Here is a 13,158-nt window from a genome sequence, read left to right on the forward strand (position 1 = left end):
CGCAAGACCGCCGCTGCCGCCGAGGCCGCCGTGGACACCGCGGAAGGCACGGAAGCCAAGCCCCGCCGCACCCGCAAGGCCACCACGGCCGCACCGGAGGCGGCCGAGGCCGAGGCCGAAACCAAGCCCCGACGCGCCCGCAAGACCGCCGCGACCGCGCCGGAAGCGCCCGAGGCCGAAGCCGAGGCCAAGCCGCGCCGCACCCGCAAGACCGCCGCTGCCGCCGAGGCCGCCGTGGACACCGCGGAAGGCACGGAAGCCAAGCCCCGCCGCACCCGCAAGGCCACCACGGCCGCACCGGAAGCGGCCGAAGCCGAGGCCGAAACCAAGCCCCGACGCACCCGCAAGACCGCCGCGACCGCACCGGAAGCGCCCGAGGCCGAAGCCGAGGCCAAGCCGCGCCGCACCCGCAAGACCGCCGCTGCCGTCGTGGACGCCGTCGACGGCGAAGCGGTCGCCGCTCCCAAGGCGCGACGGACCCGCAAGGCCGTTGCCGAGGCGGCTGCTCCGGAGATTCCGGCGCAGTCCACCGAGGAGCCGGAGGTCAAGCCGCGGCGCCGGACCCGCAAGACCGCGGCGTCCGCTGCCGAGGCGGCCGGTGAGAGCGCCGAGACGACGACGCCCAAGCCGCGCCGGACCCGCAAGGCCACGGCGGCCGTAGAGGCCCCCGAGGCCTGACCCGGCGCCGCACGCGCGGCGGCGGCAGGACGTCAGTTCCGGTCCGATGGCCGGGTTCACGACAGTGGACCCGGCCATCGGCCTTTCCGGCACAGGCCCCGTACCCGGCACGCTCCACCAGCCCTCACCCCCCACCCCCGTCCCCACCCCCTCCCGATAACCTCTCCCCATGAGCAGGCCCCCCACCTTCGTCCCGCCTCCCGGCGCCCGTGCGTACCCGCTTCGAACGGCGCGCGGTGAATTCGCCGTGGTGGACGCTCCGGTGGCCGCCGGTGTGGAGCCCCAGGGTGTCGCGCTGCTGCTGCCGGGGTTCACCGGGAGCAAGGAGGACTTCAACCCGCTGCACGTGCCGCTCGCCGAGCGCGGATACCGGACCGTCGCCGTGGACGGGCGGGGCCAGTTCGAGTCGGACGGCCCCGCGACGGACGAGTCGGCCTACGCGCAGGAGGAGTTGGCGCGGGACGTGCTCGCGCAGGCGGAGGCGATCGGCGGCCCGGTGCACCTGCTGGGGCACTCCCTCGGCGGACAGATCGCGCGCGCGGCCGTCCTGCTCGACCACACGCCCTTCCTGTCGTTCACCCTGATGTCCTCCGGACCGGCGCAGATCTCGACGCCCCAGCAGGAGCGCGTGAAGCTGCTCCGGGACGCGCTCGCCGTGCTGACCATGGCGGAGGTGTGGGAGGCGATCCAGGCGATGGAGCCGCCGGAGGATACGGACACGCCCGCGCTCGACGCCGGGCTGGACGACCGGCAGGACCTGCGGCGCCGCTGGCTGGGCACCAAGCCCGCCCAACTCCTCGCAACGGGCCGCCAGTTGTGCGCGGAACCGGACCGGGTCGCCGAACTGGCGGCCGTGCCGCTGCCGTTCCACGTGCTGTCGGGCGCGCTGGACGACACCTGGCCGCTGCCGCTGCTCGACGAGATGGCCGTACGGCTGAAGGCGCGCCGGACGGTCATCGAGGGCGCCGGGCACTCACCCAACACCGACCGCCCTGCGGAGACGGCCCGCGCCCTCGCCGATTTCTGGGACGACGCGGCCGGGCGGGCCTAGTACTGCGCCTGCAGATGCTGCCAGAACCCGTCCCGCAGCGCCCGCCGCAGGTCGGCCTGGCCGCGCAGGGAGTACTGGAGCAGTTCCTCGGCCTCGACCAGCAGGTCCTGGTCGACGGAGCCGGGCAGGTAGGGGTGGCCGGGGAAGAGTTCGACCAGCGCTTCGCGGCCCCGGGAGGCGAGCCAGCGCGCCGCGATCTGGGCGCCGACGAAGCGGACGTCCTCGCGGGTGGGGCGGTTGCCGCCGGCCGTGTCGTAGGCGGCGGCCGTGCGCCGGGAGACGTACGGCTTGAAGAACTCCAGGTCGAAGGTGCGCTGGCTGTCGACCTCCCAGAGCAGCGGCTCGGCCTGGTTGCGGCCCTCGGGTGCCTCGATGCCCCAGAGGTGGACGCGGGCGCCGTAGCCCTGGGCCGCCTCGACCGCCGAGACCAGGTCCTCGTCGCCGCCGAGGAGGGCAGCGTCGCTGATCGCGCGGTGCCGGGCCAGTGACTCCAGGTCGGTGCGGATCAGCGAGTCGACGCCCTTCTGCTGGTTGTTGGCGTTGAGGTTGCCGAGGCGGACCTTGACGTCGGGGAGTTCGGCGATGACCTGCTGCTCGGCGGTGTGGATGCGGCGCCGGGCGCCGTCGTACCAGTACACGCGCAGCAGCCGGCTGTCCGCGAAGATCGTGCGGGCCTTGTCGATCAGTGCGTCGATCAGGCCCTCGGCGTCGAGGTCGAAGGCGCGGCGGTCCTCGGTTCCGGCGACCAGCCGGCCGGCCGCCGCGTACAGATAGCCCGCATCGACGAAGATCGCGTGGGTCGAGGGTGTCTTGGCCACCTCGGCGAGCATGCGTTCCAGCAGCTCGTTCGTGCGGTCGATACGGGCGCCGAGGGCGGCCAGGTCGTCGTTCATCGCCTCCATTGTCCCGGTGGTCACAGTGCGAACACAACTGGTCCCACTGGGTCCGCCAGGGCGGCTTACCGGTCAGTAATTAGTCGTTCGAAAAATTTCTTTAGCGTAGGGAATGTTTGTAACACGAGGCATGTTGAGTCTGTACGACACCGGATACACCGGACGTCACACCAAGTAGTTCTCCGCAGGAGGATGACCAGACGAAGGGAGAAGCCCATGCGCTTCGAAATCATGCGACTCGACGAGATCGACGGCACCGCCGTGGACAGCACCGTCGTGGACGCCGCCTCCGTCAACCGGATCGTTCAGCAGGCCGCCGCCATCGGACAGCGCCTGTGGATCCGCCCGGCCGAGACCACGGCCTCATAACACGCGCTTGCGCAGAAGCTTTCGCGGCCCCCGCGCGGACCAGTTCCGCACGGGGGCCGCGCTGGTGTTCCGCGGTGTTCCCCGGACCCGCCGCACGTCCTACCCCTTCGGCGCTGCACCGGCTACCGTCGGACCACCACCGTCGAGACCGAGGGGGAAGCGTGTTGGCGGAGGGCCTGACGGCACTGGCGGCGGCGGGTGGTACCGCTGTCGTACAAGCGGCGGGGACGGACGCGTGGAGCGGCTTCCGGGAACGGCTGGCCTCGTGGCTGGGCGGAGGCGATCCCGGCCGGACGCGGACGGTGCTGGAGCGCCTGGACCGGACCGCCGCCGCCCTGGACGACGCCGTGGGAGCCGATGACGACCAGGAGCGCAGCGATCTCGCGGCGAGCTGGCGGACGAGGATCGAGGACTTCCTCGAGGGCCTGGACGAGACCGAACGCGAGGCCGCCGCGGCAGCGCTGAGGACGGTTCTGGGCGTGCCTGCGGGAGACGGCGACGCGCGAGGGGTGTCGGCCGCTGCCGGCGGTGTCGCCGCCGGGGGTTCCCTCACCAACCGCGCCGACGGCGGATCAGTCGCCGCCACCGTGGTCCACGGCGGCGTTCGCATCGGCCACCCTGGGACGCCGGACGGACCCCGGGGCTGACCGGACCGGCGCTCTTCAGCCCCCCGGAGCCGGCCGCACCGCCCGGCGCCCCGCCCGGGCTCGCGGGCGGCGCGTACGTCCACGCCACCCAGCAGGGCGTTGCCGTCCAGCACGTCGATCACCTGGCCTTCCACGTCAGCGCGGAGCAGCGCTCCCCCGTGAGCTGGCCCTTCCAGGTGGGCAACCCGCCCCGGCAAGCCGACTGTTTCGTGCACCGGTCCGAGGCGGACCAGCTCGACGCCGCCGTCGCCGAGGCGGGCACAGCCGTGCTCTGCCAGGTCGTCACCGGGCTGGGCGGGATCGGGAAGACGCAGCTCGCCGCCGACCACGCTCGCCGTGCCCTGGCCGACGGCCGTGTCGACCTGCTGGTCTGGGTGCCGGCCGCAACCCGTCCTGCCATCCTCGACGCGTACGCCCAGGCCGCGGCCCGCGTTCTGGGCGCGGACCCCGCGGACCCGCATGCCGCCTCTCTGTTCCTGTCCTGGCTGGCGACCAGCCCCTTGGCAGCGCCCGGCCGCGGCACCGGCGGAACGCCCGGCCCGCGCTGGCTGATCGTGCTGGACGACGTGATCGATCTCGCCGATCTGCGGGGCCTGTGGCCTCCGGCCAGTCCGGCCGGCCGTACGCTGGTCACCACCCGGCGCCGTGACGCCGCGCTGGCCGGCCCGGCGCGCCGACTCGTCACCGTGGGCGTCTTCACCCGGCGGGAAGCCGTCGCCTACCTCACCGAATCCCTGGCCGTGCACGGCCGCCGGGAAGAGCCCGCGCAGCTGGCGGCCCTGGCCGCCGATCTCGGGGACATGCCACTGGCCCTGTCACAGGCCGTCGCCTATCTCGTCAATGCCGGTATCGACTGCGCCGCCTACCGTCGCCGGCTGGCCGATCGCTCCCGGGCCCTGGCAGACGCCTTACCGGACGACGGCGAGCTTCCCGACGAGCAGACCGACACCTTCACCGCCGCGTGCTCGATCTCCTTGGAACGCGCCGATCGCATGCGCCCGGCCGGCCTGGCCGCACCGATGGTCCAGCTCCTGTCCCTGCTGGACCCCAACGGCGTCCCCGCCGCCGTCCTGACCAGTGCCCCGGCCCTCGCCCACCTGCGGGCACAGGTCCCGGACCGCCCCGAGGTGACGCCTGACGACGCGGTCGACGCGCTCCGTGTGCTGCACCGGCTGAACCTGATCCAGCACACCCCCGACGCCCCGAACGACACGGTGCGCGTGCACCAACTGGTCCAACGCACCGTCCGTGACACCTTCACTCCCGGGCACCGGGCCCACCTCGTACGCGACGCCGCCGACGCCGTCATGGCCGCCTGGCCGGAGATAGAGCCGGACTCTGCTCTCGCTCAGGCCCTGCGTGCCAATGCCGACGCTGTGATCCGGCATGCGGGTGACGCGCTGTGGCGGTCGGGCGCTCATCCCCTGCCGGCCCGGACGGCCCTGAGTCTAGGCAGGAGCGGCCGCGTCCAGGCGGCCCGGGAGAGCTTCGGGCAGCTGGTGGAGACGAGCCGCCGCCTGCTCGGTCCCGAGCACGTCGACACCCTTGCCCTGCGCGGCGACCACCTCAACTGGCAGGGCCATTCGGGCGACGAGTCCGGGGCTGCGACAGCCGCCGCGGAACTCGTACGCGACCGGCATCGCGTCCTCGGCCCCGAGCACCCCCAGACGCTCAAGGCCCGGGTCAACCTCCTCCGCTGGAACAGCGCGTTCGAGAATCCGGCGGTGACCGTGACGGCCGCCGCCGAACTCCTGTCGGAGCTGGTGCGGGTGCTGGGCCCTGAGGACGAGGCCACTCTCGTACTGCGCGGCAACCTCGCGTTCTGGCGAAGCAGTGCCGGTGACCTGTCGTCAGCCGAACGGGACTACACCGACTTGCTGGCGGACCTGCTGCGGATCCACGGTCCGGACCATCCCGCGACGCTTCTCACGCGACGCGCCCTCCTGCGGCTCCGGTGGGCGGCCGGGGACACCGAGGGCGGCGGCGAGGCCATGGCCGCACTGCTCGCGGAGGAGATCCGGATCCTGGGCCACGATCACCCCCAGGTTTTCAGTGCGCGTGCAGACCTGGTGAACTGGAGATTCGCGAGCGGAGACCTGGCCGGCGCCGAACGCGTTCTGACGGAGGTGCTGGACGATGTGGTGGCGGCCCTGGGGCCGGAGCATCCGCATGCCTACGACCTGCGAGGCGCTCTGGCCGCCGTACTGGGCAAGGCCGGGCGGACCGCCGAAGCCGTCGCGCTCTTCGACGAGCTGCTGGCAGACCTGATCCGGGTGCGGGGCCCCGGCCATCCGACGGTGATCACGGCGCGGCTGCAACGGAACCGGTGGGAAGCCGAGGCCGGGGATCCGTCGAGGGCCGCCGACGCCGCGGCGGAACTGCTGCCCGAGCTGGTTCTCCTGGTGGGCGCCGACCACCCCGACACGCTCGCCACGCGGGGGAACATCGCGGAGTGGCGCGGCACGGCCGGTGATCCGTCGGCCGCCGCGGCGGCCTTCCGGGAGGTGGTGGACGACTGCGTGCGCGTGCTGGGCACCAGCCACAAGATCACGCAGCTGTTCTGGGGAAGCCTCGCACTGTGGCGGGACAGGGCCCAGGACCACGTGGGAGCCAGGCGGGCCGCGAGTGACCTGCTGGAGGCCCAGCGCCGCACCCTGGGCGACGGCCACCCCGACACCCTCGTAACCCGTCTCTTCCTCGCCCGGGTCGACTACACGCTGACGGTTCCCCCCGAGGAAGGGGCGGCGTCGGCACGACAGCTGCTGCGGGACGTGGCCCGCTTTCTCGGCCCGGAGCACGCCCGCACCCAGGAAGCCCGGGGCCTCCTCGCCCTCTGGCTGGCCCGGGCCGCAAGCGACCCGGACGCGCGGGCGCAGCTTGCCGAGGTGCTGGAGGAGCTGGGCCCGGACCATCCCGACGGTCCGGAGGCGCGCACCACCCTGGCGATCCGGCTCTGGGAGTCGGGGGAGCACGAGGACGCGCTGTCGGAGGCCGGCAGTCTGCTGGCGACCCGTCTGCGCATGCTGGGGCCGGGCCACAGCGACACCCTGTACACCCGTGTGCTGATGGGTTTCTGGCTCCATGAGACGGAAGACTGGGAACGCGCCACAGCCATGTTCCGTGCAGCCCTGGACGGACAGGTGCGCCTGCTGGGCCGGAACCACCCCGACACCCTGACCACCCGTCGGCTGCTCGCTCGCTGCGTCCGCGAGACCGACGTGGCCGAAGCAGCCGCCATGGCCACGGAACTGCTGGCGGACCAACGGTGTGTCCTGGGCCCGGACCACCCGGACACCGCCGACGTCAGGATGCTGCTCGCCGAGTGCGTCGGGGAGCTGGGAGATCCGCTGCAGGCAGCGGCCCGGCTCGCCGAGCTGGCCGAGGACCAGGTACGCGTGCTGGGCCGGGATCACACCGACGTGCTGCTCACTCGGCAGGCCCATGCCCACTGGCTGCGGAAGGCCGGCGAAGCGGGGCGGGCCGCCGGTCTGCTGGGGGAGCTGCTCGCCGACACGATACGGGTGCTGGGCCCTGACGATGTCCGTGTGCTCGATGTCAGCGACGAGCTGGCCGCGGCAACGATAGAGACCGGTGATGCCGGCCAGGCCTGCGCGGCGTTGGGCGAGCTGCTGGCCGCTCAGACCCGGATACTCGGCCCGGACCACCCTGACACGCTGGAGACCAGGGAACTGTTCGCCGACTGGCACGGCGAGGCGGGAGACCCGGCCGCCGCCGCGGAACTCCTGGCCCGGCTCGCCGACGACCTCGGGCAGTTGGCGGGCCGCGATGATCCGTATGTCCTCGACGTCCGGGCCCGCGCCGCGTGTCTGCTGGGCGATGCAGGTGATCCGGCGGGGGCGCGGGCTGCCATGGAGCGGCTGCTGGCCGAGGCGCTGGCAGCGCTCGGACCGGAGCACCCGGTCACCGACGCCATCCGCTACGACCTGGCCCACTGGCAGGCGCGGGCAGACGAGGCCGCGCCGGAACCGGACGGCGGGGATGGTCCCCCGTCGTGACGAGCCTCAGCTCCCCCGGATCACCTGAGTGACCCCGTTGATGATCTGCTGCACGGCGATCGCGGAGAGCATCATGCCCGCGAGCCGCGTCACGAGGACGACACCGCCGTCCTTGATGACCCTGATGATCAACAGCGAGTAACGCATCACCAGCCACAGCACGACGTGGATCGCGAGGATCGCGGACCACACCGAGAGCTGCGTGGACACGCTGTCGGCCTTCTGCACGGCCAGGATCACGGACACGATCGCACCGGGCCCCGCCAGCAGCGGCATGCCCAGCGGGACGAGCGCGACGTTGACGTCCTTGGTCTGCTTGGGCTCGTCGGTCTTGCCGGTGAGCAGGTCGAGCGCGATCAGCAGGAGCAGCAGTCCGCCCGCGATCATCAGCGCGGGCACGGAGACGTGCAGGTAGTTGAGGATCTGGTGGCCCAGGACGCCGAAGACGGCGATGACCCCGCCCGCCACGCAGACGGCCTGGAAGGCCATCCGCCTCTGCACCTTGGCCGGTCGTCCGGCGGTCAGGGCGAGGAAGATCGGGGTGATCCCAGGGGGATCCATGATGACAAAAAGGGTCAGGAACAGGGAGCCGAAGACGGCGATGTCGAACATGGGGGAAGTACAGGCCTTGCGGGAAGAGGAACTACGGGCGTGGGGCGGTGCGAACCGCGGGTGTGAGGTGGTGTGACGGGCCGGCCCCTAGGGGCCTCAGGCTCCGCCGGTGCCCGGCACCGGGAACGCGCCCGTCGCCCGCCGGGTGATCTCCCCGTACACCTCGGGGTCGGTCGTGTACGCTCCCAGCGCCACGGACTTGCGGCTGCCGTGGTAGTCCGAGGAGCCCGTGACCAGCAGCCCCAGCTCCTTCGCCAGGCCCCGCAGGCGGTCGCGGGCGTCGAGGTCGTGGTCCATGTGGTCGACCTCGATGCCGTCCAGACCGGCCTCGGCCATCTCCGCGATACGGAACTCCGGCACGGTACGGCCGCGCTTGGCGGCGGCCGGGTGCGCGAACACGCAGACCCCGCCCGCGGCCTTGACCAGCCGGATCGCCTCGAAGGGGTCGGTCTCGTGCTTCTCCACGAAGGCCCGCCCGCCGTCGGCCAGCCACTCCTCGGTGAACGCGTCGCTCACCGTCGGTACGACACCCAGCTCGACCAGCGCCGAGGCGACGTGCGGGCGCCCCACCGAGCCGCCGGCGGCGATCCGCTCGACCTGCTCCCAGGTGACCGGCACGCCCAGCGCGTTCAGCTTGACGATCATGCCCTTGGCCCGCGGCACCCGGTCGTCCCGCACCAGCTCGCGCTCGGCGAACAGAGCGGGCTCCTCGGGGTCGAACAGGTAGGCCAGCAGGTGCATCGACACACCGTCGATCCGGCACGACAGCTCCGCACCGGTGACCAGCGTCAGCCCCTCGGGCAACGCGGCGATCGCCTCGCCGTACCCCCGGGTGGTGTCGTGATCGGTCAGCGCGACGACGTCCAGCCCCGCGACAGCGGCCTTCCGCACCAGCCCGGCCGGGGTGTCCGTACCGTCGGACGCCGTGGAGTGACAGTGCAGATCAATACGCACGCGAACTCCAGGCGGGGCGACGGAAGAAGGGGACACCTAAGGATAGCGGTGTTTTCAAGCGCCACTGTCACACCCGAAACCCGTCAGCGCCCCCTACTGCAACCCCGTGAGGGGCGCGGGGAACCGCGCGACCAGCCCACCACTACCCACAGCCGGAAACGAACAGAACCCGGCACCCCGGTAGGCGCTACGGCCGAAGCAGGCGCGGCGACAACGCTCCGCAGGGCACCAGGTCTATCTCTGCCCCCGCGTCCCGCAGATCGGTCAGCACCAGCTCGTCGTACATGAGCAGCCCCGACTGCTCCGGCCACATCACGGCCCACACCCACATCCCGAGCGCCTCGCCGGCGAAGACGGCGCGGTCGTCAGGGGTGCGGTAGACGTGCCAGAGCGGGGTCGGGCGGCCCGCGGCCAGCACCTTGGCCTGCGGCGGCTTCTCGACGTTCATGTACGACCCCGGGTCCGGGCCGTCGATGCCGGCGTAGCGCGCGCCGAGTCCGACGCCCAGCTCCTCGGCGATCAGGATCATCTCCCCGGGGCCGCCGAGCGGGCCTGGGCCCGAGCAGGCCACCGCGGTCGCCCGGCCGCCACTGCGGTCGTCACCGGCGTAGGCCACACCGGTGAACAGCCAGCCGACCGGCAGCGGCCACGGCATCCACACCGGCACCTGTGTGCGGTGCACCACGACGTTGAGTGCCTCGACGCTGGGCGGGATCACGGGCTGCAACGGATACACCGTGCCGTGCACATCGCACTGCCACGCATCGGCGAAGAGTCCGGGAGCCCTGACCCGGCCACCGCACCTCGGGCAACTGGGTTCGCCCCTCATAGGGCTCCACGGTCCTACCCCGGCCCGCCCACGTCAAGGACGATCACCCGTCCGACAAACTCGATGTGACATGCATTAATTAGCTGAGCTAACTTATGTCGCGCAGGGAGGCCGGAAGACCCTGCCGCTCGGACATGACGCCGTACCGTTCGGGCGCGGTGTTCTCCGCCGCGACCGTCGTCTGCACCTCGGCGTGTCGGACGCCCCGCGCCCGATGGCGAGCGCTGGTCGCCGTCCGGCGCAAGGCCCTCACCCATGAGGCGGAGGAGCCGGCGCCGGGGCACGCCACCGAGGACGGGGCCGGCGTCTTCGCCAACTGACCGGATCCCGCCTTGTGTTGGTGAGATCGGTCACGTGGGGCGTCAGTCCAGCGGGACGGACCGGCGGGCCGGATCCCTCAGGTCCGTCCCGTTCGCCAGCCAGCGCTCCTGGAGGGCCTGGGCGCCGTGCACCCGCTTCCAGGCGGCCTCGTTCGGCGTCATCGGCAGCAGCGGCAGGAACCGTACGGGGTCCATCGGGGCGTCCAGCTCCAGGTCCTCCACCAGCCCGCCGGGCTCGCCCACCAGCACCGAGGTGAAGGGGGCGCCCGGCCACAGCGGCTCGCCCACGTCCAGCGAGGCGCCCGGGGTCACCACCAGCCCCTCCACCTGCGGCGTCGCGGCCAGCACGGCGAGCGGGCGGAGGACCTTGTCGGTGTCGGCGAGGCCCGCGCGGACGGACAGGACCAGTTCGGCGCGGGGGCCCTTGACCGGGTCGGCGAGCATCGCCGTGGGATCCGCCATGGGGTGCTGCGACATACCGAGGGTGGCGTACCTGACGACGTCCCCCTCCTGGAAGCGGAGCACCTCGATACGGTCCGTGCCGAGGAAGGTCACCGCGGCACGGGCGTCCGGTTCGCCCAGGGCGGTGGTCAACCGGGCCTCGACCAGAGGAAGAACATCTGCCATGCGCCGAGCATAGAACTCGTCAGTAGCGGGCAAAGCGGCGCCTTGACAGTACGGGCGGCTGGTACTCTGAGCCGGTGGTTCGGGGCAGCACGCGAAGCGTCGCTATCGGGTCCCGACGCCGATGAGACTCCCTTACGAGGGACCGGCCGGAGGAGGTGGGGCTGTCATGGATCGAAGTCGACCGTGCAGTACCACTCGCTCTTCCGGCTGCTGACGTAGTTACCGGCTGGCCGCCGCCTTCCTTTGCGCGTCGTCGTGCGGAAGAGCACTTCGTTTCGCTTTGCCTGATCTGCCTGATCTGAATCAGTTCTGCATCAGCAGCGAAGTCGCCACCGCAACGGTGCGGTGCTCCCCGCTTTGTGGACGTGCCAGACGTACGCACACAGGACGTCCCCATTCCGGGTAGTTCCACCCGTTGCCGCGCGCATTCGCTGCCCGCCCGCGAAGGAGCCTGCCCATGTCGATGATCCGCGACCTGCGCGCCGTGGTCCGCCCGTCGTCCCGTGTCTCGCTGCGCAAGGACACGAGCCCGTCCTACGACACCACGCGCGCCCCCGGCACGCCCTCGGCCGTCGTCGACTGCGCCGTCTACCGCGACGGCGCCCGCGTGCAGAGCACGGGGCCGCTCACCCCGCACGAGGCGATGCGGCTGGTCCGCCGCGACGGCGGCTTCGTGTGGATCGGGCTGCACGAGCCGACCGAGGCCGAATTCGCCGGTATCGCGAGCGAGTTCGGGCTGCACCCGCTGGCCGTGGAGGACGCGGTCCAGGCCCACCAGCGCCCGAAGCTGGAGCGCTACGACGACTCCCTCTTCACCGTCTTCAAGACCATCCACTACGTCGAGCACGACCGGCTCACCGCCAACAGCGAGGTCGTGGAGACCGGCGAGGTCATGTGCTTCACCGGCCGGGACTTCTTCATCACCGTCCGGCACGGCGGCCAGGGCTCGCTGCGCGCCCTGCGGCACCGCCTCCAGGACGACCCGGAGCTGCTCGCCAAGGGCCCCTCGGCGGTGCTGCACGCCATCGCCGACCATGTCGTGGACGGCTACATCGCGGTCGCCGACGCGGTCCAGGACGACATCGACGAGGTGGAGACCGAGGTCTTCTCGCCCGGCCGCAAGGGCGGGGTCTCGCGCGGTGTGGACTCGGCACGGATCTACCAACTCAAGCGCGAGGTACTGGAGTTCAAGCGCGCGGTGGCTCCGCTGCTGCGGCCGATGCAGCTGCTGAGCGAGCGGCCGATGCGGCTGATCGACCCGGACATCCAGAAGTACTTCCGGGACGTCGCCGACCACCTGGCCCGGGTCCAGGAGCAGGTCATGGGCTTCGACGAGCTGCTCAACTCCATCCTCCAGGCCAACCTCGCCCAGGCGTCCGTCGCGCAGAACGAGGACATGCGCAAGATCACCGCGTGGGCGGCCATCATCGCCGTACCGACGATGGTGTGCGGGGTCTACGGCATGAACTTCGACCACATGCCCGAGCTGCACTGGAAGTACGGCTACCCGGTGATCATGGGCGTCACGGTCGTCCTGTGTCTGGGCATCCACCGCACGCTGAAGCGCAACGGCTGGCTGTGAGCGGGCCGGTACGGCCTGGTTAGGCTGGGGCCTATGACAAGCGAGCTGCTCGACCGGGCCCTCATCGAGGAGGCCTCGAAGAAGTCCGGCCTGATCTGGGTCAGGGGCGCCGGTGCGCCGGCCGCGCGTGCGCTGTGGCACGTGTGGCACGAGGGCGCGGTGTGCGTGGTCGGGGACGGTCCCGGTGAGCAGCCGCTGGAGGGGCTGACCGACGGCGGCTCCGCCGAGGTGAGCGTGCGCAGCAAGGACAAGGGCGGCCGGCTGGTGACGTTCCCGGTGACCGTGTCCGAGCTGGCGTCCGGCTCCGAGGAGTGGGAGGCGGCCGTCGCCGAGCTGAAGGGCAAGCGGCTGAACGCCCCCGACGGCGAGCAGATGCCGGCCCGCTGGGCCCGCGAGTGCCGGGTGCTCCGCCTGGTACCGACGGGCTCGGTGACACCGCTGCCCTCCGGCACCCTGGCGGAACGCCCGGTCACGACTCCGGCGACCACGCGCAGACCGGTCCCGGCGGGCCTGCCGAAGCTGCTGCTCAAACGCCGGAAGAGGAAGTGACCGGCCGCGGCCGCACCCTCTGACAGCTGAC

General features: G+C 72.0%; 12 protein-coding genes and 1 pseudogene. 8 read left to right on the forward strand and 5 right to left on the reverse strand.

The genetic code is table 11. From position 1 onward, the window contains the following. Together ACZ4U1_RS27925 and ACZ4U1_RS27930 are read left to right on the forward strand one after the other, a co-directional pair. A pseudogene (locus tag ACZ4U1_RS27925) lies at positions 1 to 678 on the forward strand (DEAD/DEAH box helicase); the annotation flags it as partial. Positions 679 to 847: 169 nt separating this feature from the next. After that, positions 848 to 1,729, forward strand: coding sequence for an alpha/beta fold hydrolase (locus tag ACZ4U1_RS27930; protein WP_467906908.1), 882 nt, complete (start codon positions 848 to 850; stop codon positions 1,727 to 1,729). On the opposite strand, the gene ACZ4U1_RS27935 is transcribed toward ACZ4U1_RS27930, so the two are convergent. After that, positions 1,726 to 2,631: an NYN domain-containing protein gene (locus tag ACZ4U1_RS27935; protein WP_467907042.1), complete on the reverse strand. Its 906-nt coding sequence runs from the start codon at positions 2,629 to 2,631 to the stop codon at positions 1,726 to 1,728. The two genes, ACZ4U1_RS27930 and ACZ4U1_RS27935, sit on opposite strands and share 4 nt — an antisense overlap. A gap of 207 nt (positions 2,632 to 2,838) precedes the next feature. Here ACZ4U1_RS27935 and ACZ4U1_RS27940 point away from each other — a divergent pair, with 207 nt between their 5' ends. The 3 genes from ACZ4U1_RS27940 (at position 2,839) to ACZ4U1_RS27950 (ending at position 7,654) form a co-directional block, all read left to right on the forward strand. Next, positions 2,839 to 2,991 carry a hypothetical protein gene (locus ACZ4U1_RS27940; RefSeq protein ID WP_467906909.1) on the forward strand — a complete coding sequence of 51 codons (153 nt, stop codon included), beginning with the start codon at positions 2,839 to 2,841 and terminating at the stop codon, positions 2,989 to 2,991. A gap of 161 nt (positions 2,992 to 3,152) precedes the next feature. Next, on the forward strand, positions 3,153 to 3,638 hold the full coding sequence (locus tag ACZ4U1_RS27945) for a hypothetical protein (protein ID WP_467906910.1): 486 nt from the start codon (positions 3,153 to 3,155) through the stop codon (positions 3,636 to 3,638). Positions 3,639 to 3,796: 158 nt separating this feature from the next. Further along, positions 3,797 to 7,654, forward strand: coding sequence for a tetratricopeptide repeat protein (locus tag ACZ4U1_RS27950; protein ID WP_467906911.1), 3,858 nt, complete (start codon positions 3,797 to 3,799; stop codon positions 7,652 to 7,654). Between the two features lie 6 nt (positions 7,655 to 7,660). On the opposite strand, the gene ACZ4U1_RS27955 is transcribed toward ACZ4U1_RS27950, so the two are convergent. From ACZ4U1_RS27955 to ACZ4U1_RS27965, 3 genes are all read right to left on the reverse strand, one after another. Further along, the gene (locus ACZ4U1_RS27955) at positions 7,661 to 8,266 is read right to left on the reverse strand and encodes a MarC family protein (RefSeq protein ID WP_014674825.1); all 606 of its coding nucleotides are present in this window, start codon (positions 8,264 to 8,266) and stop codon (positions 7,661 to 7,663) included. 96 nt (positions 8,267 to 8,362) lie between these two features. Then, the gene (locus tag ACZ4U1_RS27960) at positions 8,363 to 9,220 is read right to left on the reverse strand and encodes a PHP domain-containing protein (protein ID WP_467906912.1); all 858 of its coding nucleotides are present in this window, start codon (positions 9,218 to 9,220) and stop codon (positions 8,363 to 8,365) included. 187 nt (positions 9,221 to 9,407) lie between these two features. After that, entirely contained in the window at positions 9,408 to 10,049 is a 642-nt protein-coding gene (locus ACZ4U1_RS27965) for a DUF6758 family protein (protein ID WP_467906913.1), read from the reverse strand. Positions 10,050 to 10,183: 134 nt separating this feature from the next. On the opposite strand from ACZ4U1_RS27965, the gene ACZ4U1_RS27970 reads away from it, so the two are divergent. Continuing rightward, positions 10,184 to 10,369, forward strand: a complete 186-nt coding sequence (locus ACZ4U1_RS27970; protein ID WP_467907050.1) for a hypothetical protein — start codon at positions 10,184 to 10,186, stop codon at positions 10,367 to 10,369. Positions 10,370 to 10,411: 42 nt separating this feature from the next. On the opposite strand, the gene ACZ4U1_RS27975 is transcribed toward ACZ4U1_RS27970, so the two are convergent. Further along, entirely contained in the window at positions 10,412 to 10,996 is a 585-nt protein-coding gene (locus tag ACZ4U1_RS27975) for a suppressor of fused domain protein (protein ID WP_467906914.1), read from the reverse strand. Between the two features lie 457 nt (positions 10,997 to 11,453). Here ACZ4U1_RS27975 and ACZ4U1_RS27980 point away from each other — a divergent pair, with 457 nt between their 5' ends. Then, positions 11,454 to 12,578, forward strand: coding sequence for a magnesium and cobalt transport protein CorA (locus ACZ4U1_RS27980; protein ID WP_467906915.1), 1,125 nt, complete (start codon positions 11,454 to 11,456; stop codon positions 12,576 to 12,578). A 33-nt stretch (positions 12,579 to 12,611) separates the two neighbouring features. Beyond that, complete coding sequence (locus ACZ4U1_RS27985; protein ID WP_467906916.1) at positions 12,612 to 13,127, forward strand: hypothetical protein; 516 nt, start codon at positions 12,612 to 12,614, stop codon at positions 13,125 to 13,127. Positions 13,128 to 13,158 lie beyond the last annotated feature (31 nt).

It is taken from the genome of Streptomyces sp. NPDC028928 (assembly GCF_055564915.1).